A 21,758-nucleotide genomic window follows, 5' to 3' on the forward strand; every position below is an offset into this window, starting at 1 on the left:
TGCCGTATCCATAGAGGCAGGAAGGGAGATATTATGATTTTTCTTTGGGCTTTTTTGGTGGGAGGTGCAATCTGTGTTTTCGGACAATTTTGTTTTGATGTCTTGAAACTTACACCGGCCCACACCATGACCCTGCTTGTTGTATTGGGTGCGATTGTCGACGGAATTGGATGGTATGATCCGCTGATTGAATTTGCCGGGGCAGGAGCATCGGTCCCGATTACAAGCTTTGGTAACGCGCTTGTCCATGGTGCGCTTCAAGAACTAAAGAGCAATGGCTGGATTGGGATCATCACCGGAATTTTCGAAGTGACCAGTGCCGGAATATCCGCAGCGATTATTTTTTCGTTTCTCGCTGCATTGTTCGTAAAGCCCAAAGGATAATACGGGGCCCATTGGAAGAGTCAGGAAAATGGAAATGACAAACTAGACCCAGTCAAAAAATCCAGCGCTTAACTCCAGATTTTAACTGGGAATTCCGCAGAAGGACTTATGCAAAGGAGGCGTTATCTCTCCGTCTGCTTCTTGAACTTGTTCACAAGCTTCGGGTTAATCGTAAACACTATGACTTTGCGCGCCTGCAGCGCCGGATTCTCGTGCAGGTACATGGCGAGATGCCAGCTGTAGACCGGGGTAACTTCAATGCGTACGAATATATGTCAGGCAAGGGAGCCAGTCATAGGTTTTCTTGAAGAATTCAATGAACTTGTGCAACGAATATTTCCGAATGCACGTTAAGGGGTCGGTTAGTGCGCTCCCTAACCGACTGGTTTTGATTATGAGAAGTTTACTTGTTCCAATCCTTACGGAATGTCCCATCAATAATTTCAAAGCTTACGAGCAAACCCGGCATAAACCGATTGTTATGGAGCTGTAGTTGTTTTTTTGTTTGTTCATACGTCGACCCAGCTATAAAATATTTCTGACGGTGAACTTTTTGCCATATGGCGAGCCTAACTGCATCATTCCATATACTGTCAGACGCTATTTATTTCGGTTCCTATATTCTCCATCGCTTCTTTGGTTCTCTCCATCAAACTCGGCTCGGTTGGAACTTTTTTACTTGCCTTGCCATCCAATACTATTGGAGATTTATTACTTGCCGTTTTGATTCGGTGTTTAAATTGTGATTTAAGTTCGCTTTTTTCCATATTTTCTCCTTTCCATTTGCCATTTTCAGAATATGTAACTGATATTATTCCGATATTCATATCCTTTATACATCATCGGAGTCAGTAGACGGTCGGCGCTTCGGTTGGTGAACCATCGATCTTACCCTTTTGGTCCAAAGCATATCAAGGAAATGGCCGAACTGTGGAATGTAAGCGAAGAAGATCTTCCGATCGGATCAGAAACTTCTCGTAGGTGATGCCGGACATATCGGCTGGCCTGCCTTTGGACACCCTCTTCCATTCCTCAAAACACTCCTCTGGTATACGGTAAGAAATCAAGATACCAAAATCGGATTTTACGCCTACCGAAGGATCAACTTTGGGACATCATCGGATTCGTGTAAATGTTCAAAAAGACGCCGATTCTCCCTGCTCCATCAACTCAGTAATTTCCTCAATGCCTTGGAGAAGTACAATGAGTTGTGTTGGCTGGTCAATAAAGAACTGATTGGCCGGTTGGTACTGGCATTGGCATACACGAACCAAAACTGGAAGATCCCCATACCTGCAAAGTATTACTCCAAACGGTTATGCAGAGATTTGCGCTTAATACATATAAGACGCTGACCGGATTAGGCCTGCGTCTTATATGTTTAAAAAGTATTGTAAATATTTTCGCATTCTACACCTGTCGGTTCGTAAAAGCAGTGGCTTTTGTATCTTCCGACAAAAGGCTGATTGTACCATGTCGAAGGGCAATTTGCGGGGGGGTTGAAATACCACAAAGCGAATTTAGCAGGCCATGGTCGCTCACCGTTAATTGACTTTCGTGCAAGGCGTCTATCTTTGTCCCTTGCCTTTTGATAAAAGTAACCGTGTATGGTTGCTTCAAACGCATGCGGCTGAAATACCATTTGCGGAATCGTACGAATGCCTTTAAAATCGGAGCAGTTTGCCCGAATCCGATTAATTCCTACAGCCCCGACGAGCAGCATTCCTTGTTCGCCTTCCCCTTCCGCTTCGGCTCGAAGCAATCTTGCCAACAGATCTATATCACTTGCCCTGGCTTTGACAACGGCCATTGTATCACCTCATTTTAGTATTCAATATATTCCCATTGTTCTATTTAGTGCTTGCTTAATATTCATACCGCTATCCGACGCACAATCTCGCAAGTTTCACCTTACGGATTGTTAATTGCCTGAATTAACTACTCTTTTTTTGGATAACTTAAAACCGCCTACATGTAACTGCGCCAGCACATGATAAATAACATCTGAAGGTGAGTTGTGAGTATTCATTTAGCCATTGCGTTATGGACGGTATTCGCGGCGTGGCGGTGGGGTCGGTGGATACAGTTTTCCCAGTGCTATCCAACGATGGTATACCTAGCTTGTTTTTAATTGCTTTACGAATTCTTCTCGCATGAAAAATTTTATTTGTGGCGTTTGGAACCCGATCCAGTATTCAACTATACCAGCGTTGTTATGCTTCACACCTTTTGCATATATCCTTTAACTGCTTTTCTCTACCTCACCCGTTTTCCGGAAGTCGAATGGAAGGCTGCGGTTCACATTGCAAAGTGGGTGCTGATTTATATCGGTGTTGAATGGGTCGGATATCGCCTCGGTTATATTACCTACTCCCGCGGCTGGAATTGCTGGTGGTCGCTTTTTTTTGACGTACACATGTTTCTCATGCTTCGTTTTCATCATACAAAGCCGGTTTGGAGCATCCCGGTGACGGTATTGTCGATCTTCTTTTACTTGATCATGTTCGGTTATCTGTAAAGGAATCCAAGCCCCGTGACGGGCATTTTTACCGTGGACGCATATAATGGCGTAACCGAATAAGAGGAGTGATGAGTCGTGGCCGATGCCTCGCAATCCATATCAAAGGTATTACCCCCCTTTTCCATTTGGGGAGTTTATGCATCCGTCGCCGGCAGGCCGGTTGTATGGGGCAAGCTTGTGATGCGCGTTTTGCCGGACCAACGAGTTCAAGGCACTATCCAATTTCGCGGAACGCCGATTCCGATTGAAGGAAGCTGGAATGAAAGCGCGCAGCAGATCGTGTTTCATTCCCCCTACGCTGCCTATTCCGGTCATTTAACCATCTATGACGATGTCCAGATTCAACTTCGGCATTTGGTCCTCACCGGACGCCTTCGAATGCTCCCCCCCTCTTTACAGGCGGGCGAATATGGAACCTGGGTAGCGACAACTGATATCAACTTGCCGGAGCATAGCGGCTATGTCACATCCCAACCGTCTTCAACTTCGCTGCCGCCGGTCGGCGTATTTGTAACGACAAATATTCTATATGGAAACTCGCGCAGATGAAGCAGGCACATATCCGTCATCGTCCAAACATCTGGCCTTGGCGGATATAAAATAATCCGTGCAGGATGCTGTATCGCGGGTACATCGTCTTATCAACAGATTGCATAATGGCAGGTCCCCACATAAACGGAAAGGGGTGACATCGGTGGACGAAAACCAGATTCATCATGCGATTGAACAAGCCTATCAATTGATTGTTGAAGCACACCGCAACATGACTGAAATTTGGCGCAATCACGTCCTGTTTACACGCCAATGGTGGTTGGGAGTAGGTTTATCCATATGTCCTTGGCTGATTTGGATCGGAATTCGGGACCAACGAGCAACAGGACAGTTTCTACTATCCGGGTTTACGATAATTATCGTGTCGTCGTGGCTGGATCAGCTTGGGATTGCCATGGGTCTCTGGCATTACCACTGGGAAGTCATCCCGTTCATGCCGGCTAATTTTCCATGGAATTTTTCACTTCTTCCCGTCACAGTGATGTTCTTGAACCAGTACAAGCCGGAAGTAAACCCGCTGATAAAGGCCCTCCTATTTGGGGGTTTTTCCGCTTTTGTGGCCGAGCCGATCTCACAAATGGCAGATTTATATCATCCCATTCACTGGAAGCATATCTATTCATTTCCGATCTATGTCGGGCTGTATTTTATGTCTTCAAGCATTGCCAGAAAAGGCATCGATTGCGGTAAGTCCGGACCTTAAACCGGCAAGAACCAGTCGCCATATGTTACCATTCATACACGTTTGAACGGGTTGACATATTACATACGGATGCTATTGCAGGAGGTGATCGATATGACGGTAGCTTCTCAATTGAAAACAGCTGTAGCTTCGCTGAAAAGCGCGCAGGCCAGCTTTGAACAGTTTGCGTTAAATACACAAAACCAGCAGGCCAAAACCACATTCACAAACGCAGCACAACAGACACAAAACATCATTGACCAGGTCGTTCCGCGGTTGCAACAAATTGAACAAGAAGAACCGCAGTATAAAGGGTTCTAAAAAAAGCCATGCCGGTCTCTCGGCATGGCTGCAACTTTTTTCATCGTTTATATAATTGGAGGCTGATTTTCTTGGCATGGATCGCAGGACTATGGATTGTTAATACAGCATTGTTACTCATTATTGCGGTTCGGGAGGTGCGCCGCCCCGCCAAGGCGCTGACATGGATGACAGTCGGACTGGTATTTCCGATGATCGGTTTCGTTTGTTACCTTTTCGTCACGAATCCGGTGCAAATGCGGCGGGACAAGCTGGTTTCATCGCATCAGAATCCGATCGTTTTGCCTCCGTTGTGCGGCCATTCCGCAGCTGTTATCGCCCGGTCTTTACAGCCCTTATCGGTTAGTAGCCTTCGAACAGGTTCTGTCCAAATCCTCACGAACGGGATGGAAACTTACGGCAGACTCCTGCAATCGATTCAATCCGCACAAAAAACGATTGAGCTTGAATATTACATATATCGGAATGACCATATTGGAAATCGGATCACAGACGCACTGATTGACCGTGCTTTATCCGGTGTGAATATTCGTTTTATAAGGGATGGCTTGGGAAGCCGGTCGTTTCCCAAACATGCAATTCGTCGGATGAAGGAGGCGGGCATTGAATGCAGGACTATTTTCCCTTTGCGATTTCCCTGGATTCTATCCAACTTGACTTACCGCGATCATTGCAAAATCGTCATTATTGACGGAAAGGAGACATTTATGGGAGGAATCAACGTGGGGGATGAGTATACCGGAATGAAGCCGAATACCGGATTCTGGCGCGATACCCATATGCGGATAACCGGCGAATCAGCGAATGATGCGAAGGCGGTTTTTGAAGCCCATTGGAAATTGGCGTCACCGGACATACCCCATACGCCAATAACGGCAAGAAACAACCCTGAATCTGTGCAACGTTCGCATCCCAACAACGAATATCCTTTTCCTTTTGGCAAAACAGAGCGATCTGCATTCGGATGGGAGTGGGGATCGGAGCTTGGAACGACGGAAAGCACGCGTATAGCGAAAGCTTCCTCACCCGAAGATACACCTTCTGTGTATATCCAGATGTTTGAAGGCAATCCCTCGCTGCCTACTCCGGTCATTCGGGAAATGCATTTCATTTGTCTAACCCAGGCGACCCGATCCATCGACATCGTCAATCCTTATTTTATTCCCGACGCGGATATCCTGATGGCCATCAAAACAGCCGCGGCGCGTGGGGTTCGAGTGAGATTACTGGTGCCGCAGCGGGTGATTCCTAAAGTTGCAGGCGCTGCCAGCCGTACGTATTACGGCGAACTGGTGGAGGCGGGGGTCCATGTGTTTCAGTATAACAAAGGGGTATTGCACGCGAAAGTCATGATTATCGATGGCGAGATTGCCGAACTCGGTTCTTCCAACTATGATCTCCGGAGCTATCGTTTAAACTACGAAATCTGCGCAGTGATGTATCACTCCGATGTGGCTCGGGAACTAACGGAACAATTCGAACGGGATCTTGCCGAGGCGACTCCCTATCGTTTGGAAGATCACGTGAATCGACCTTCATCCGAGCGGATGCTTGATCAAGCGGCGCGTTTGTTGTCTCCTTTGTTATAATACACAAGCAATATTGGATTTAGGCATTCGTCTATGGTGCAGGTATCACCCCCGGCATATATATAGTATAGAAAAAGGAGCTGCATCATAGATGATTATAATCAAACCGATTGAAGTGAAAGGGCATCAGGTTATCGGCATTGAGGTCACTCTGCCCAAAACAACACTACTGGCTATCACAACTGAACACGGATATATCATGTGCGGCGCACTGGATATTCGGCTGTTAAATGAAAAATTAAAAGAACGTCGAATTGTCGCAGGACGTGCAGTCGGGGTACGAACGATAGAGCAATTGCTGGACGCCCCTCTTGATATGGTTACCCTAGAGGCGGAATTACATGGAATTCATCCCGGAATGAAAGGGTCAGACGCGCTTGTAAAGATGACAGACGCAGTTAATTACCGTTAGTCTTCAGGCCATTTTTTAAGGAAAGTAGGGGATTGTTTGTTAACGGGTATGCATGTTGTTATTCTTGGAGGCGATGCCCGGCATCTTGAAATTATTCGCTCATTTACTGACCTGGATGCCAATGTTGTATTAATCGGTTATGAAGATGTGAAGGAACAACTTCATGAAGTCCGGCACGCAAAGCTTACGAAGGAAGTACTTAGCAAGGCGGATGTATTGATTTTACCGGTTGTTGGTACGGATGACCATGGCAAAATAGAGTCTTCATTTTCGACCGAAACGCTAATGCTGAACAAAGAATATATGTCCTGTTTGCCTAAACATGCAAAAGTTTATTCCGGCATAGCTAAGTCCTACTTGAAGAACCTTTGCTCGGAAGTGGGTATCGATCTGATTGAATTGCTCAATAGGGACGATGTTGCCATATACAATTCAATTCCCACTGCAGAAGGCGCTTTAATGATGGCCATTCAACATACGGATATTACCATACATGGTTCGCGTTGTATGGTTCTGGGATTGGGGAGAGTCGGTCTTACGTTAGCCAGCGTGCTTCACCGTCTGGGAGCACACGTCAAAGCAGGTGTGCAGAAACCGGAGCAGTTTGCACGTGCCTTGGAGATGGGGATTGAGCCGTTTTATACGAAAGATTTGTACGAAGAAGGCGCAAATGCGGATATTATTTTTAACACGGTTGCGGCGCTAATCCTTACATCTCGTGTGCTAACTCGTATACCGCATCACGCAATCATTATTGATTTAGCTTCCAAACCTGGCGGGACAGATTTTCGCTTCGCCGAAAAACGCGGAATCAAGGCCATGTTGGCGCCAAGTTTACCGGGAGCTGTCGCGCCAAGAACAGCTGGACGAATATTGGCGAGTACGTTATGTCAAATGATGCAGGACGAACAACGGAATCGAAATCGGGAGCAAATGGACATACTTGCTTGTCCTTCTGGGGTGTGAGATCGCGAACGTAATTTAGAGAGGCATCTTGTTTATACTTGATCAGAGAGGTCGGTACTTTGCCGGCCTCCGTCTTATTTGCGTAAGAATCGGATAATGAAGCGTGGTAAAGCGGCTCTTTCTTAGATCACAAGTCGGTTTCCATGTAACGGGGGACTCTAAATTAGTGTTGGTCTCGGAATCTTGTTTCAACTGTTAAAAATGCCATATATAATAGAGAACATCCATAGATTTTTAACAGAAGACCGTTAAGGTTGCAAACATAAGCTTATTGCACAGTCGGAGGTTACTTGCAAATGGATATTTCAGATTTACTTTCACATCCTGTCGCTCACCACGCATTTCATTATACACTTGTCGGAAAAGCTTTAGTTCGATTCGGTGGTGAAGTGGCAATGGTCAATCGCTCGCTATGCAACATGCTGGGCTATACAGAACAAGAACTGCTGCGAATGAGAATACTTGACATTATTTATACGGAAGACGTTCCATTATATAACGGGTTCATGAATGACTTGCTAGGCGGCAATTCCGATTATGTCGAAATGGAGAATCGCTATATTTGTCTTGACGGCAGACACAAATGGGGAATGACAACCCTATCGGTCATCGATGTGGAGGGACATCCGGAAAGAGTATTCTTGATCCAGGTTCAGGAGATCACGTATCGCAAAAGGCTTGTTGAATTGAACGAGGCATACGCCGATAAATTCAGAATACTTGCTGACCATCATTCCGATCTTGTTTACGACGTCATGTTAGATGGAAGTTTCAGCTATGTGAACCGCGCCTGCACGAAATTATGGGGCGATGACTTATATGAGTTGGAAAGAGCACTTGGAGACACCATTCGGAAAAGTCTGGAACACGTGATGGAATCATTTACGAATTCCCCTTTTGAGATGGAAACTTCATTTGAAGCGAAAGACGGCAAAATGTTGAAATACAGCGTACTGAATATTCCCAATTTCATTCAGAATGAACTCGTAGGGCTGCATTGCATCGCAAGGGATATTACCCTGCAATCCAATATGGAAAGGGACCTAAAGCATAGCGAGAAAAAATATCGTTTGTTAGCGGACCATACGGGGGAAATGATTGCTACACTGAATATCAATGGTATTATCTACTACATATCGCCGGCGTGCAAACCATTGCTGGGTTATGATGCGACGGAATTGATAGGAAGACCTGTCTGGGAATTGTTCTATCCTCCCGATATAGAAAAATTGGGCTCGCAAGAGTGGATGAATGAAGACGGTTATAGCAACATTTTACGATTACGTCGAAGAGACGGCTCCTCTGTTTGGGTGGAGGTCGTAAGCAACACGCTGCGGTACGATTCGGGCAATGTTCGTGAGATAGTAAAGGTTTTTCGGGATATAACGAGCCGAAAGACGCTGGAAGACGTCCTAGCTACTCAAGAACGTGTCATGAGTGATATTGTAGAAACAATGGATGTCGGCGTTGTGATTTGTGATGAAAATGGGATATTGACAAGTATGAATAGAGCCGCAAGACAATTGCACGACTTTGTAAAGATACCTCTTTCGCCCGAACACTGGAGTTCTGTATACGGATTGTATCAAACAGATGGAAAAACGCTGTTGAGCAAGGAACGCGTCCCGCTTTATCGGGCGTATCGAGGCGAAAGTTTCCGGGATTTAGAAATGGTGGTTAAAAAGTCGAATGGCGAGCATCGCCTCATTCTCTGTCATGGGAAGCCGATCATTGTTCAAAATAAAATTGTGGGCGGCATTTGTGTCATGCATGATATTACCGAATTTGATGCAGCCGAGCAATCTGCTCATCAGGCAGACAAATTATCCATAGCGGGTCAAATGGCCGCGGGAATTGCGCATGAAATTCGAAACCCGCTTACCGCGCTGAAAGGATTTCTGCAATTGTTAAGCGCCGGCAAAGAAAAAGGAAGTAAGTACTACGATATTATGAAGGAAGAATTAACTCGTATCGAACTTATTCTAAATGAACTACTGGCTTTAGCCAAACCGCAAGAGATGAACATGACACAGCATGATCTTTCTAAACTGATTCAGGATATCGTCGTGCTACTTCAGACGCAGGCCACATTACATAATGTAGAAATTCACTCTCATCCAACCAAGGAACCCGTGCAGATCCGGTGCGATGGAAATAAAATCAAACAGTTATTTATTAATTTGATTAAGAATGCCATTGAAGCGATGCCTGAAGGGGGAACCGTCTGGATCGAACAAGTGCAATGCGATGAATGGGTTAAAGTAAGCATAAGGGATAATGGTGTTGGAATTCCGCAAGAATTGTTGCAAAAGATCGGACAACCTTTTTTTACACAGAAAGAGACAGGGACAGGTCTCGGGCTATCCATTTGTTATCAGATTGCAGAGTATCACAATGCGAATATTGAGGTTGCAAGCGAGGTTGGTGAAGGTACAACTTTTACCGTATCCTTTCCCATCGCTCTGTAACGGCTTATAGGTATAATCTTAGAAATCGGGTTCCACTTCGTGACGAGAAATTAGCTGGCTTTTTTACTGTAGTTCTGCACACGATAAGTGGCCGGGAAGGAAGTTAATGGTGATGAGGCAAATCGTAGAGTTCCTCATGAATTCAGATCAAATGGATATTGGACTGGCTATCGTCGATTCAGAAGCCAAAATTTTATTTTTAAATACAACCATGAATACCTGGTACACAGTAACCTCCGGAGAAGAATTCCCTGAACACTCGGCATTACAATCGATCGTGGGGCAAGTACTGCAGGATAAAAAGAATTACTCGGGAGTACTCGTGCAAGAGAGGTTAGATGGCAAAGTACGATCCATGATCACCTATGTATACCCGCAGCTAAAAGGGGAATGTTTTGTTCTGATGGCCGATATCCAAGATTTTCAACAGTACGTGAAAATACAATGCGAGAAAGAAAGAAGGGAAACCATTGTGCATATGGCGGCGGGCACAGCCAATATCATTCTAAATCCTTTAACGGTAATCAAAGGGACGCTTCAACTTCTGGAAAAAAGTTTGAAGGATCATGTTTCCGTTTTACAATTCGCGGCATCTCCACCTCATCAGAAATTGGGCGGATACTTTAAACTGCTTGATGAGCAAATTCAGACGATCGACAAAGCGTTGCAGCGATTTTTGCTCTTTGGAAAACCTTTCGAATGGAAATTTGTTCCTATTTCTCTTCTTTCATTTATGCAAGAATGGATTCCAGATATACAGGTCCAAGCATTGGAGAAAACAGTACGTTTCGCTCTGGAATTTCCGGAGCAAAACGGTTTTGTGTTTGGACACCCCAAGTTGCTGCGAGCGGCGCTGCAAGAAATCATTAACAATGCATTAGATGCAAGTCCCCCAGGTTCTGCCTTAACGCTCCGAATTAACATTACGGATAATCACATCCACATCATTGTTCGCGATCAAGGAGCAGGAATTCCAGAAGATCTGCAGTCCCGAATCATCCTACCGTTTATTACAAGTAAACAGGACGCCATTGGATTTGGGCTCAGTTTTAGTCAAGTTATGATCGAAAAAATGGGAGGCTCTTTGAAAATCGATAGCTCTGATCTAGGCACAAACGTTATTGTTCAATTACCCGCATTTAAGGGAACAGTTTAAATGTGTCGGTAACATTGCGGTAAACAAACTCTCAACAATTTTTTCAGGGGCTCTTGCCGGGAGTCGCGACCCAAAAAAGCATATTTCAATTCAACAATGCAGGGTAGCAAAGAATAATATTTCCCGAAGAGTACAAAATAAAGCTTGAAAAAATGATGACAATGGAGGAAATTACATGCCGCTCATTCCTTGGGATTCGTTTCGCAATACCGATCTATGGAGAAGGGATTTGGAAAAAATTTTTAACGAAGGTCTTCCGGAAATCGGCGCGCGTCTAGGATTTGCAACCCCTCGTATTGATGTATTTGAGAATGAACATGAAGTGATTGCTTCTTGTGAAATCCCTGGTTTGGATAAAAAAGAAGACCTTCATATCGATGTGGATGAAAACATGCTTACAATTAGTGGGACCATAAAGCAAGCGAATGAAGTGAAACAGGAACAAATACACCGCAAAGAACGGTTTGTCGGACGATTCCAACGGTCGGTGTCTTTGCCATCACGCGTTCAAACGGAAGGAACGACAGCAACGTATCGCAGCGGTGTCCTTGAAGTTCGAATGCCGAAATTAAAAGCCGATACCCAACGGCAAATTGATGTGCAGTTTCATTAAAATGAAGTGTGAGATCACAATATAGGCGTTACATGAAAAATGGGCGCTTGCACAAAATAACCTTTGGGGGACGAAGTCCTACCATATTGAAGGAGGTCAATGATCGTGTATCAACAAAACCTTTCACAGCAAGCAAGCCAATGCGCGCAGATTATTCAACAGTTGATCCAGCAAACGCAGCAATCGAGCAACATGTATCAGCAAATGTTGCAACAGGAGCAGCAAAACGCCGCCCAACTGGATCAGCTGGCCCAGAAAGAACGTCAAGCGGTTCAAACCATTCAATTTGTTCTGCAAGGACATCAAACTGCCATACAGCAGATGCAGCAGGCGATGCAAATTTGTTCTCAGCTTCAACAAACAGCGCAACAACAACCCGGCTTGCAGAGTGCGGGCTGGCCAACGGCTCAGAGCTGGCAGAATCAGAATTTGCAGCCACGGCAATATCAATAAAACAGCAAGTGAAAACGATCGTATTCTTTAAAAAGAAGGCGGTCGTTTTTTCACTTGACGATGCGTATACCCCAAAACCATCCAAGCCAAGGCGCGCTGGTTTGCCCGGGATGCTGAAGGCGCTGGGCGAGGCAGAGGTGCAAGTCACGTTCGGCATGCTGCCTCTTGCGCGGCATTTGCGACTATTTGCAAAGAAAACAGGGTAAGCTTTTAGCGGCGGACATTTGTCCATCGCTTTTCTGGTTGCAAAAAGGAATTTCACTCCCGTGAAACTTGAATTGTTGAACCATGCCGAATTGCCCAGCAAGAGGCGAGGATCTGACCATTAAAAATGTGTATGTACCACGAACCCCGATTTTGTGGAACACGTGAACCGATACGTGAGGGATGTTGAGCAAGGAAGACCCGTTTAGCGGATTTTTCGAAGAATTTAGCGATATGGTTCAGCGAATTTTTCCAAATGTCCAGAGTAAATTGAATGAGGATCCTGCCTTCATAGGCGGGGGATTTTTTTCGCCTATCTGATTAGGGATTTTGGTGCTAGGAAAAAGCAGATTGTACACTTCGTCCTTCATCTCGCGGCTAATTCGTATTTTTTGCGACGTGTTCAAAGCCTTCTTTGGCCAGGGCGTGGTATGATTGATAACCGGCTTGCCCGCCGGGACGGCGCGCAGTCCACTTTTCTCTGTCGGCCGCTCATACCGACGACGAACTAACCGATGCCGCCACCCGCATATGCGAAGGATACCATTAGAGTCGCTGTATCACTTCTCGTACAGGCTACCAAGGCGCTGGCGCCGACAGCTTTTATCGCATTAAAGTATCGCTGAAGGAGAGGATGAAAAACAGGAAACCGTCTACGGAAAGTTAGCGTATAGTATGAAAAATAACAGGACAACGAGGGCTTAGTACAAAAATTACATATACATCTTTCGTCTGGGAACGTTTAAATTTCTGCCTGTTTAGTTCTGGAGAGACAAATAGACTACCATAACTAACAATCGTGGTAGCCTATTTGCTCTAAATGCAAGGAGGGGACTGTACCCCACCATTAGTATATACACCGAGGAGGTTGTATAAGTACGTACAATTATCGAGGCGGAACGTGGCCCGATTAAACATTTGATTTTTAGATGTATTTGTGGTAATTTAAGAAAAGTGAATTCACGATTTACACAGCGACGTGTGTGTAATCAATAAAAACTCAATTAGAACAAGGGGTATCGGGGAATTACACAGTGTACGTTCTTCAATATTGCCTTTTTAATACGGAAAGGACTGACAACACATGGCTTTTAAACAAAGAGAAGGCGGAGACAACGACAAAAGACCGGCACGCCGCGGCGGCCGCAACAAGCGTCGTAAAGTATGTTTCTTCACTGTGAACAAAATTACTCACATTGACTATAAAGATACAGACCTGCTCAAGAAATTCATCAGCGAGCGCGGAAAAATCTTGCCTCGTCGTGTAACAGGTACTAGCGCTAAATATCAGCGTGCTCTGACGATTGCGATCAAACGCTCCCGTCAAATCGCATTGCTTCCATACACAACTGAGTAATCATTTGTGTCAAAGCGGACCAGCCTAATCATAGGCTGGTTCGCTTTTTTATTATGGAAGAGCCCAGGGTTGGCTTAATGAGAGATGTGATGAGAATTGTTAGAGATGAGGGCCATATAAGTAAAACCAAGCGTACCTCACAAGTATGAAAGCTCAGGGCTTTGAAGCAATATTCATTTCGGCGTTAAAAGGAGTTATCCAAATGTTGGGACGCACAATGTCTCCACGGAAGAATCGTGTCTCCCCAGAGTGTACACTAAAGAAGAAAAATAGCTGCCGACAAATACAAGCCTGGTGTAAAGCTTTCCAGTTTTAAAGCCCTGAAATGATGTCTTCTTTAAACGGACAGTGTCTATTGTAAGCAATACATTTTTATACATAACGGAGTACTCCATGTAAGAAATAAAAAACCGGTTATGAAGGTGAAAAAGAAGCAACCTGAAAAAATTCCTTCTATTATATATAGGTATGTATCAGCTCATCAAATGAGCGCTGGGACGATCTCCACTTTGAAAGTAATATACCCTCGAAAAGATGCCTAAAAAAAGAGAACGATTTAAGTAGACCCCATGCTTACATAATTGAGAATGATGTCTATCGTATACAAACATGATAGAAGAACATTGCCACGACAGAGTGGCACAGAAAATTTAATATTGTGATTACATAAAAGTTGCAGAAACCTTTCAATTTTATGATGTCCACTCCAGGGATACAAGCGTACAAGCAGTGGAAGCTCCATGTTGTTAGTCTTATTATGCATATTCCGCCTCCATTATCCAAACGATAAAGGAAAAAGGAGGTAGTTATATGTGTAGACGATTCTCGCTGTCCGCAGGGATCGATGAAGTGAATCAACGTTTTGGCATTAATCGGGTAATGTATTACTACAAGAGCCGGTACAACATTAGCCCTACCCAAACCATGCCGGTCATTATACAAGAACAGGGAGAACGAGTGCTTGATGAGTATCGATGGGGGTTAGTGCCCTATTGGGGTAAAGACGCAGTCAATGCTGATATTACAACCGTTGATCAAAATCCCACTTACCGTAAAGCGATTGACACAAGACGCTGTGTGATCCCTTGTAACGGTTTATATTACTGGCGAACGGTTGGTAAACGGAGTTATGCGGTACGGACCGTAATCGGGGATCATGAAATATTCGGTATGGCTGGTTTATACGAGACATGGCGCGATGCCAGGGGAAATGAAATGAGAACATGCACGGTTCTAATGACAGAGGCCAATGAAGCGATTCGAGAGTTCGAAACACGAATGCCGGCGATTCTGTCAGAGGAAAACATGGAAAAGTGGCTGGATCCGGAGATCCAAGGGAGACATGCGGTGCATCCGCTGCTTCATACGTATCGCGGGCAGATGCGAATGTATCCGGTGACGCCTTTAGTGGCTGACGATACGCATGATCACCAGCAGTGCATTGAAGAGATGGATTTAAAGCTCGCTTGGGTGAAGAATCTGTAGTTCGCAAGTATGAAAGAGCAAGGTTGATTTATCTGACATGGAATTCAACATAAAAGCAATCCGGACCACAGTCCTGGATTGCTTTTTTTAAGCGTTAACGCTGTAGGAGGCTAAACTATGAGAAAGCAGAAGCATAAATACACGTCATTTAATACCGTATTGAAGCATATCGTAAGGACAATATATAACATAAAAATAGTTTCTAGTTGTAATCAAGGAAGACGACCTCTATATACGTTAAATAATTTAACTTGTACCTAACGCGATAAGCTCGATCAGAGTAGGTGATGTTGTAATTTTATAGTTTGCGTAATAAAATATCACATGTAAACTATTAAACCACAAGTGATTATAGTTATAAATTGTAAATAAATCTTGATATTACATACATTTTCAGTAAACTAAGGATATACAACGGAGATAAACTTAATTATTAACCTCAAAAACGACGATAAAAACATGGTTTTTGAGAAATATGAAAAAAAGTAATTGACGTTACCTAAATTTACACGTATCATAACATTAATTTTATAGGCAAGAAGATTTTGCTAGAGACTTTGGCACTAATTGACCAATGGTATATTTTCTGTAAAACTTTCAATCTTTTTCACATCATGCAATGACATCCTGGAGAACTTCTATACCGAAATTATTTAAGGATGATTTCAATATTCGTCCTGATAATTTATAATGCAACATCATTTTTTAAGAGGAGGATTCGCATGAAGAAAAGAATGTCACTCCTGCTTGCAATCATGCTTTTGGCCATCACGGTACTGGCAGCATGTTCGAGCGGAGGAACAGCAGAACAGCCAAGTCAAGGGGAGCAAACAGAGCAAACACCACCAGCTGAAGGCGACAAAGATACTACAGAACCGCCGGCTGAAACTGGAGACGACAGCCAGGGTTATTTCGAGGCAACAGATCCATCTGCTAATCCCGCGACTGCGTTGGCACGTAAAGACACACTCGTTGTTGGTATGACAGCACCTAAAGGGGTATTTAGCCCATTCTACTGGCAAACAGCGTACGACCGTTATGTTGTAGACGCAATTTTCGATTCTTTTTTCGCTCTGAATGGGGATGGAACTTACAGTAATCGCCTGGCTGAGAGCGTTGAAGTGTCGGAAGACAAATTAAAATACACGTTCAAATTGAAGCCGGGTGTGACATACTCCAATGGCGATCCGGTTACTGTAAAAGACTATGCTTTCGCCATGAAAGTTTTACATGACAAAAGCTATGACGGACAATCCGACATTCTGTCTGTTAACATTAAAGGCGGAAAAGATTATTACGATGGTAAAGCTGACGAGATTTCCGGTATTAAAATCATCGATGACAATACCGTTGAAATCGAAGTTACAGAAGCAAATGCCATGACCAAGGATAATCTGGGTACTGTATATTTTGTTCCAGAATCCGTTTATGGCAAAGATTACAAGCAAGGAAACCTGGAGTACATGAAAGACCTGCATGCCAAACCAGTCGGCAGTGGTCAATATGTACTGAAAAGTTTCTCTCCTGGACAAGAAGTAGTATTGGAAGCTAATCCTAACTATTTCTTGGGCGCACCAAAAATTAAGAACGTCATCTACAAGACTACAACCGACGAAACCAAATTGGCTATGTTCCAATCCGGTGAAATCGATATGGATATGATTTCGGTGAGCGAAGATAACGTAGAAGCTGTTAAAGAAATGGGCTTCTTGGACTATAACATGTTCCCATACAATGGTTACGGCTATGTTGCACTTAACCATAAAAATCCTAAATTCCAAGATCCTAAAGTTCGTCAGGCTTTGATGTACGGTTTGAATCGTGCTGAAGCTGTTGAAATCATCTATGGTAAATATGCGAACGTAATTAATATTCCACAATCCAGCGAATCATGGGCTTACACGAATGAAGGTATTGAGCCGTACGAGTTTGATATGGAGAAAGCGAAGCAGCTTCTTGATGAAGCAGGCTGGGCTCCAGGTGCTGACGGAATCCGCGAGAAAGACGGCGAGAAATTCGAAATTCATTTCTCGGCAACTGCTGACAACCCGGTAATTGATGCTTTGATTCCGATTATGACAACGAACTACCAAGAGCTGGGCATCAAATTGACAGCTGAAACTTTGGACTTTAATGCAATCATGGATAAGAAGGATAAAGGCGAGTTCGATATGTTCTTTGCTGCTTGGGGCTTGACTCCAGACCCAGACTCCACGGTGTATATCACAGATGGACAGCAAAATGACCTCGGATATTCCAATCCTGACTATGATGCAGCTATGAAGAAAGGTCTGAATGCCTTTGATTTGGAAGAGCGTAAAGCGGCTTATGCGGAAGCATACCAAATTCTGAACAAGGACGTTCCAGATCTTCCGATCTACCAAAGACGTGATATGTGGGCAATCAACTCCAGATTGAACGGCATTGACATCACACCTTACAAAAACTTCGTAGTTGACCTGTACAAAGCAGAAATTCAACAATAGCATCAAGAAACATATGCTCAGCTCGCAAGAGCTGGGCATATGCACTTATAAGCCGGGAGGAATATTATGAAGCAGTACATTATCCGGAGGCTGCTGCAGATCATCCCGACCATGATCGGGATTTCGATTCTCATATTTGCTATATCATCTTTGGTACCAGGTGATTATATCACTGCAGTGAACAACCCGACGATGACTGCTGAGAAAGCAGCTCAGCTTCGGGAAATTTATGGTTTGGATAAGCCGCCTGTTGAGCGTTATCTTACATGGGTCGGCAATATGTTAAAGGGTAATCTCGGAGATTCCCTTGTGCACAAACAACCTGTCACAACCGTAATGAATAATTACGTATGGAATTCCTTTTTTGTTGCGATTTTCAGTTTAATATTGAGTTGGATTATAGCTGCTTTTGCTGGCGTGTTCTCAGCGAAATTTCAGTATTCATTGTTTGACAAGATCGTAACTTTATTAGTCTTCTTGTGTATGTCACTGCCGTCTTTCTTTATCGGACTCTTACTTATCAAGTTGTTTGCCTTGGATTTAGGGTGGTTTCCTGTTGGCGGAATGAAGACTTCAGGACTGAACGGAAGCACATGGGATCAACTCATCGATATTGCATGGCATATGTTTTTACCAGTTACCGTACTTACGATGCTGAGCACAGGTAGTTTGACGCGGTATTTCCGTACAAGCATGCTGGAGGTTATCCGTCAGGATTACATCCGCACAGCCCGTGCAAAGGGATTGAAGGAGCGCACGGTAATATTTAAGCATGCGCTGCGCAATGCGATGCTTCCTGCTATTACTCTCATGGGTTTTGAGCTTCCATCCTTGTTTGGTGGAGCCATCATCATGGAGAAAATCTTCATCTGGCCCGGGGTCGGTCAAGTTTATTTGGAATCGATCAGTATGCGGGACTATCCGTTCATGCTTGGGTTCACAGTATTCATATCGGTACTGACACTTCTGGGCAACCTGTTGTCTGACGTTCTATATGGAGCTGCAGATCCAAGAATTCGCTTAAAGTAGGAGGAGATTCATTTGTCCGCAGAGACTGCACCATTAAAAACGAATCTACCAGTTACGAAGAAGCGGCCGGATTCCCCGTGGCGAATTGCTATTCGTCGTTTTTCCAGAAACCGTCTCGCTGTCATCGGACTTTTCATAATTGTATTTATGTTTTTGCTGTGCTTTTTTGGCCCTTTCTTTTCACCTTATTCCTTATATGATTACAGTGTACTTGACAAGAATTTGCCTCCAAGCTCGAAGTACTGGTTAGGAACCGATAAACTGGGGCGTGACATTCTCCTGCGCATGATGCTCGCAGGTAGAATTTCCCTTACTGTTGGACTTGTAGCCACAGGTATTTCCATTATTATCGGTGCTACCCTTGGCGCTTTGGCAGGATTTTATCGTAGATGGGTAGATACGCTGATTATGCGTATGGCCGACATCTTTATGGCATTGCCTACGCTCCCAATCCTCATTATCTTGGGCGCTATTTTGTCAGACTTGAAGGTAGAACCGTCAGATCGTATCTATTTCCTGATGTTAATTATCGGGGTACTCGGCTGGAGCAGTATCTCCCGTCTCGTTCGCGGTCAAATTTTGGGGCTCCGCGAGCAGGAGTTTATGCAAGCGACCGAAGCTTTAGGGCTCAAGGATCGCCGCAAAATCTTCCGTCACCTGCTTCCTAACACGATTCCGATTATTATCGTATCAGCAACCTTAGGGGTAGCAGGGGCTATTCTGTATGAATCTGCGCTGAGTTTCCTAGGGATTGGGGTTGTTCCACCAACACCATCCTGGGGAAATATGATTTCTGCGGCAAACAATTTGATTGATTTCCGGAAGAGACCATGGCTATGGATTCCGCCAGGTATGTGTATTCTGGTTACCGTAGTTGCAATCAACTTGATCGGTGACGGGCTTCGCGACGCACTTGACCCGAAAATGAAGAAGTAGGAGATGCGAATATGGCAAAAGAATTAGTTGAATTCCGCAATTTAAAAACGCATTTTCAAACCTCCGCAGGCACCGTGAAAGCCGTCGACGATGTAAGCTTCAAAATCCGTGAGGGTGAAACACTGTGCGTGGTTGGTGAGTCGGGCTGTGGTAAAAGCGTAACAGCCATGTCTCTTATGCGTTTAATTGATACACCTCCAGTAGGAGGAGAGATTCTATATGAAGGCAAGGACCTGTTGAAGATGAGCAAGCGCGAAATGAGTTTGATTCGCGGCAACGATATCGCCATGATCTTCCAGGAACCGATGACCTCACTGAACCCGGTATTAACGATCGGGGAACAGATTGTAGAGCCGATTCTGTTGCATCAGCTCGTAAACCGCAAAGAAGCTAAGCAACGTGCCATCGACCTCATCAATCTGGTAGGAATACCGCGTGCGGAGAAGATTTTCGACTCCTATCCGCATGAGCTCAGCGGCGGTATGCGCCAACGGATTATGATCGCGATTGCGCTTAGCTGTAATCCCAAGCTTCTGATTGCTGACGAGCCAACAACAGCGCTTGATGTTACGATTCAGGCCCAGATTTTGGATCTGATGCGCGACATCAAGGGGAAGTTGAATACATCCATTATGCTGATAACGCATGACCTGGGTGTCGTAGCGGAGATGGCGGACTATGTTGTTGTTATGTATGCAGGAAAAGTTATTGAGGAAGCCCCGGTCATTGAGCTCTTCAAGCAGCCGAAGCATCCATATACCAAGGGGCTTTTGAAAGCTAAGCCCATCATTAATCAGACCCAGGAACGTCTGTATTCGATTCCGGGTCAGGTACCCAATCCGGTAGATCTTGGAGACAACTGTCATTTCCATGATCGCTGTGAATCATGCATGCAGATTTGTAGAGAGAAGACGCCTCCGCTCGGTACGGATCCTAACGGCCATAAGGTCGCTTGCTGGTTGTATGAAGAGGAGGGGAAAGCGTAATGAGTCAAGCACTGATCGAAATCGATGGTTTGAAGAAATACTTTCCCATCACCGGCGGCATATTGCAGCGGACGGTGGGTAATGTAAGAGCAGTTGACGGAGTCAGCTTTTCCATTAACAAAGGTGAATCCTTCGGGCTTGTAGGTGAATCCGGCTGCGGCAAGAGCACCATTGGCCGAACCATTCTCCGTCTGCTGGAGAAAACGGAAGGTAAGGTTATCTTTAATGGTCAGGATATCCATACCTTGTCCAAAGAGAAAATGCGTGCACTGCGTCCGAAGATGCAGATCGTGTTCCAAGATCCTTTCAGCTCCCTGAACCCAAGAATCAAGGTTGGCGAAGCGATCGGCGAAGCACTCATTGACCATGGCTTAGTTAACCGTAGGGATCTTAAGGATCGCGTGATTGAAACACTTGAGATTTGCGGCCTTGCTGCCTATCATTATGATCGTTACCCGCATGAATTCTCCGGTGGACAGCGTCAACGGATCGGGATTGCCCGCGCATTGATTCTGAATCCAGACTTTATTGTAGCGGATGAGCCGGTTTCCGCGCTGGATGTATCGATTCAAGCGCAAATCATCAACTTGCTTAGTGATTTGCAGCGCGATAAACAGTTGACTTACTTGTTCATTTCACATGATCTCAGTGTTGTAGAGCATTTGTGCAACCGAATTGGGGTAATGTATCTGGGATCGATGGTGGAAATGGCCAGCAAGGAAGAATTGTTCCGCAACCCGCTGCATCCCTATACAAAAGCCTTGCTATCGGCTGTGCCAGTACCGGATCCAACGCTGAAGCGCGATCGGATCGTACTGCAGGGAGACATCCCAAGCCCGGCGAACCCGCCTTCCGGCTGCAAGTTCCATACTCGCTGTCCGCTGGCTTCAGACCTGTGCAAGCAGGAGATTCCAGAGTATCGCGATATGGGTAACAATCACTTCGTTGCTTGCCACTACGCTTAATATGACTCTTCATATCTAAAGTTTCTGACAACAACCAGAGCGATTATTAGATAAAAATTTCTAGGGGGACTTCCTCCGTCTGCGGACGGGTGGGGGTCTTTTTCATTTCAGAAGACCAACGGACCATTTTACAAAAATTCCTAAATAAAATTTTCGAAAAAAAGCAGACCAAAAGCCCTTTTTATCCGTCTAT

The 21,758-nt window shown here is 44.7% G+C and carries 21 protein-coding genes; 19 read left to right on the forward strand and 2 right to left on the reverse strand.

Translation table 11 applies throughout. From position 1 onward, the window contains the following. The first annotated feature begins 33 nt into the window (after positions 1–33). Entirely contained in the window at positions 34–384 is a 351-nt protein-coding gene (spoVAE, locus tag ACPV3A_RS27540; protein ID WP_005832063.1) for a stage V sporulation protein AE, read from the forward strand. Positions 385–977: 593 nt separating this feature from the next. Here the strand turns inward: spoVAE and ACPV3A_RS27545 are convergent. Together ACPV3A_RS27545 and ACPV3A_RS27550 are read right to left on the reverse strand one after the other, a co-directional pair. Beyond that, positions 978–1,211 carry a hypothetical protein gene (locus tag ACPV3A_RS27545; RefSeq protein WP_143767919.1) on the reverse strand — a complete coding sequence of 78 codons (234 nt, stop codon included), beginning with the start codon at positions 1,209–1,211 and terminating at the stop codon, positions 978–980. 554 nt (positions 1,212–1,765) lie between these two features. Further along, positions 1,766–2,194 (reverse strand): cell wall hydrolase, encoded by a 429-nt coding sequence (locus ACPV3A_RS27550; RefSeq protein ID WP_426202592.1) that lies wholly within the window; start codon positions 2,192–2,194, stop codon positions 1,766–1,768. A gap of 357 nt (positions 2,195–2,551) precedes the next feature. On the opposite strand from ACPV3A_RS27550, the gene ACPV3A_RS27555 reads away from it, so the two are divergent. The 18 genes from ACPV3A_RS27555 (at position 2,552) to ACPV3A_RS27640 (ending at position 21,565) form a co-directional block, all read left to right on the forward strand. Then, positions 2,552–2,902 carry a hypothetical protein gene (locus ACPV3A_RS27555; RefSeq protein ID WP_426202594.1) on the forward strand — a complete coding sequence of 117 codons (351 nt, stop codon included), beginning with the start codon at positions 2,552–2,554 and terminating at the stop codon, positions 2,900–2,902. A gap of 78 nt (positions 2,903–2,980) precedes the next feature. Beyond that, on the forward strand, positions 2,981–3,454 hold the full coding sequence (locus ACPV3A_RS27560; protein WP_426202596.1) for a hypothetical protein: 474 nt from the start codon (positions 2,981–2,983) through the stop codon (positions 3,452–3,454). 145 nt (positions 3,455–3,599) lie between these two features. Continuing rightward, complete coding sequence (locus ACPV3A_RS27565; RefSeq protein WP_005832066.1) at positions 3,600–4,160, forward strand: CBO0543 family protein; 561 nt, start codon at positions 3,600–3,602, stop codon at positions 4,158–4,160. Positions 4,161–4,253: 93 nt separating this feature from the next. Continuing rightward, on the forward strand, positions 4,254–4,460 hold the full coding sequence (locus tag ACPV3A_RS27570) for a DUF1657 domain-containing protein (RefSeq protein ID WP_005832067.1): 207 nt from the start codon (positions 4,254–4,256) through the stop codon (positions 4,458–4,460). Positions 4,461–4,531: 71 nt separating this feature from the next. Next, a complete protein-coding gene (locus ACPV3A_RS27575; protein ID WP_028406247.1) occupies positions 4,532–6,049 on the forward strand; it encodes a phospholipase D-like domain-containing protein in 1,518 nt (505 codons plus the stop codon). A 91-nt stretch (positions 6,050–6,140) separates the two neighbouring features. Continuing rightward, positions 6,141–6,461 (forward strand): YunC family protein, encoded by a 321-nt coding sequence (locus ACPV3A_RS27580; RefSeq protein ID WP_005832069.1) that lies wholly within the window; start codon positions 6,141–6,143, stop codon positions 6,459–6,461. Positions 6,462–6,497: 36 nt separating this feature from the next. Further along, the gene (gene dpsA, locus ACPV3A_RS27585) at positions 6,498–7,427 is read left to right on the forward strand and encodes a dipicolinate synthase subunit DpsA (protein ID WP_007784329.1); all 930 of its coding nucleotides are present in this window, start codon (positions 6,498–6,500) and stop codon (positions 7,425–7,427) included. Positions 7,428–7,723: 296 nt separating this feature from the next. Continuing rightward, positions 7,724–9,895, forward strand: a complete 2,172-nt coding sequence (locus ACPV3A_RS27590; protein WP_426202599.1) for a PAS domain S-box protein — start codon at positions 7,724–7,726, stop codon at positions 9,893–9,895. Positions 9,896–10,007: 112 nt separating this feature from the next. Beyond that, positions 10,008–11,051: an ATP-binding protein gene (locus ACPV3A_RS27595; RefSeq protein ID WP_426202602.1), complete on the forward strand. Its 1,044-nt coding sequence runs from the start codon at positions 10,008–10,010 to the stop codon at positions 11,049–11,051. A gap of 175 nt (positions 11,052–11,226) precedes the next feature. Next, the gene (locus ACPV3A_RS27600) at positions 11,227–11,664 is read left to right on the forward strand and encodes an Hsp20/alpha crystallin family protein (RefSeq protein ID WP_005836070.1); all 438 of its coding nucleotides are present in this window, start codon (positions 11,227–11,229) and stop codon (positions 11,662–11,664) included. Between the two features lie 105 nt (positions 11,665–11,769). After that, complete coding sequence (locus tag ACPV3A_RS27605) at positions 11,770–12,117, forward strand: hypothetical protein (RefSeq protein WP_128630790.1); 348 nt, start codon at positions 11,770–11,772, stop codon at positions 12,115–12,117. A gap of 1,288 nt (positions 12,118–13,405) precedes the next feature. Next, positions 13,406–13,678 carry a 30S ribosomal protein S18 gene (gene rpsR / locus ACPV3A_RS27610; RefSeq protein WP_006207333.1) on the forward strand — a complete coding sequence of 91 codons (273 nt, stop codon included), beginning with the start codon at positions 13,406–13,408 and terminating at the stop codon, positions 13,676–13,678. A gap of 810 nt (positions 13,679–14,488) precedes the next feature. After that, positions 14,489–15,163: an SOS response-associated peptidase gene (locus tag ACPV3A_RS27615; RefSeq protein ID WP_216534859.1), complete on the forward strand. Its 675-nt coding sequence runs from the start codon at positions 14,489–14,491 to the stop codon at positions 15,161–15,163. A gap of 722 nt (positions 15,164–15,885) precedes the next feature. Further along, positions 15,886–17,649, forward strand: a complete 1,764-nt coding sequence (locus ACPV3A_RS27620; RefSeq protein ID WP_260064475.1) for an ABC transporter substrate-binding protein — start codon at positions 15,886–15,888, stop codon at positions 17,647–17,649. A 66-nt stretch (positions 17,650–17,715) separates the two neighbouring features. After that, the gene (locus tag ACPV3A_RS27625; RefSeq protein ID WP_220687052.1) at positions 17,716–18,678 is read left to right on the forward strand and encodes an ABC transporter permease; all 963 of its coding nucleotides are present in this window, start codon (positions 17,716–17,718) and stop codon (positions 18,676–18,678) included. 12 nt (positions 18,679–18,690) lie between these two features. After that, positions 18,691–19,614, forward strand: a complete 924-nt coding sequence (gene opp4C, locus ACPV3A_RS27630) for an oligopeptide ABC transporter permease (protein ID WP_220687053.1) — start codon at positions 18,691–18,693, stop codon at positions 19,612–19,614. Positions 19,615–19,625: 11 nt separating this feature from the next. After that, on the forward strand, positions 19,626–20,600 hold the full coding sequence (locus ACPV3A_RS27635) for an ABC transporter ATP-binding protein (RefSeq protein ID WP_071219342.1): 975 nt from the start codon (positions 19,626–19,628) through the stop codon (positions 20,598–20,600). Beyond that, positions 20,600–21,565 (forward strand): ABC transporter ATP-binding protein, encoded by a 966-nt coding sequence (locus ACPV3A_RS27640; protein WP_220687054.1) that lies wholly within the window; start codon positions 20,600–20,602, stop codon positions 21,563–21,565. The genes ACPV3A_RS27635 and ACPV3A_RS27640 overlap by 1 nt, the downstream gene beginning before the upstream one ends. Positions 21,566–21,758 lie beyond the last annotated feature (193 nt).

Source organism: Paenibacillus sp. Dod16, from assembly GCF_049893405.1.
Lineage (GTDB): Bacteria > Bacillota > Bacilli > Paenibacillales > Paenibacillaceae > Paenibacillus_AQ.

Excerpts from the sequence above, each read along its gene's own strand:
- ACPV3A_RS27570 (WP_005832067.1), top strand. The coding sequence starts at position 4,254 with ATGACGGTAGCTTCTCAATTGAAAACAGCTGTAGCTTCGCTGAAAAGC.
- ACPV3A_RS27640 (WP_220687054.1), top strand. The coding sequence starts at position 20,600 with ATGAGTCAAGCACTGATCGAAATCGATGGTTTGAAGAAATACTTTCCC.
- ACPV3A_RS27625 (WP_220687052.1), top strand. The coding sequence starts at position 17,716 with ATGAAGCAGTACATTATCCGGAGGCTGCTGCAGATCATCCCGACCATG.
- rpsR (WP_006207333.1), top strand. The coding sequence starts at position 13,406 with ATGGCTTTTAAACAAAGAGAAGGCGGAGACAACGACAAAAGACCGGCA.
- ACPV3A_RS27635 (WP_071219342.1), top strand. The coding sequence starts at position 19,626 with ATGGCAAAAGAATTAGTTGAATTCCGCAATTTAAAAACGCATTTTCAA.
- ACPV3A_RS27615 (WP_216534859.1), top strand. The coding sequence starts at position 14,489 with ATGTGTAGACGATTCTCGCTGTCCGCAGGGATCGATGAAGTGAATCAA.
- ACPV3A_RS27550 (WP_426202592.1), bottom strand. The coding sequence starts at position 2,194 with ATGGCCGTTGTCAAAGCCAGGGCAAGTGATATAGATCTGTTGGCAAGA.
- ACPV3A_RS27600 (WP_005836070.1), top strand. The coding sequence starts at position 11,227 with ATGCCGCTCATTCCTTGGGATTCGTTTCGCAATACCGATCTATGGAGA.
- ACPV3A_RS27620 (WP_260064475.1), top strand. The coding sequence starts at position 15,886 with ATGAAGAAAAGAATGTCACTCCTGCTTGCAATCATGCTTTTGGCCATC.
- spoVAE (WP_005832063.1), top strand. The coding sequence starts at position 34 with ATGATTTTTCTTTGGGCTTTTTTGGTGGGAGGTGCAATCTGTGTTTTC.
- ACPV3A_RS27580 (WP_005832069.1), top strand. The coding sequence starts at position 6,141 with ATGATTATAATCAAACCGATTGAAGTGAAAGGGCATCAGGTTATCGGC.
- ACPV3A_RS27545 (WP_143767919.1), bottom strand. The coding sequence starts at position 1,211 with ATGAATATCGGAATAATATCAGTTACATATTCTGAAAATGGCAAATGG.
- ACPV3A_RS27595 (WP_426202602.1), top strand. The coding sequence starts at position 10,008 with ATGAGGCAAATCGTAGAGTTCCTCATGAATTCAGATCAAATGGATATT.
- ACPV3A_RS27590 (WP_426202599.1), top strand. The coding sequence starts at position 7,724 with ATGGATATTTCAGATTTACTTTCACATCCTGTCGCTCACCACGCATTT.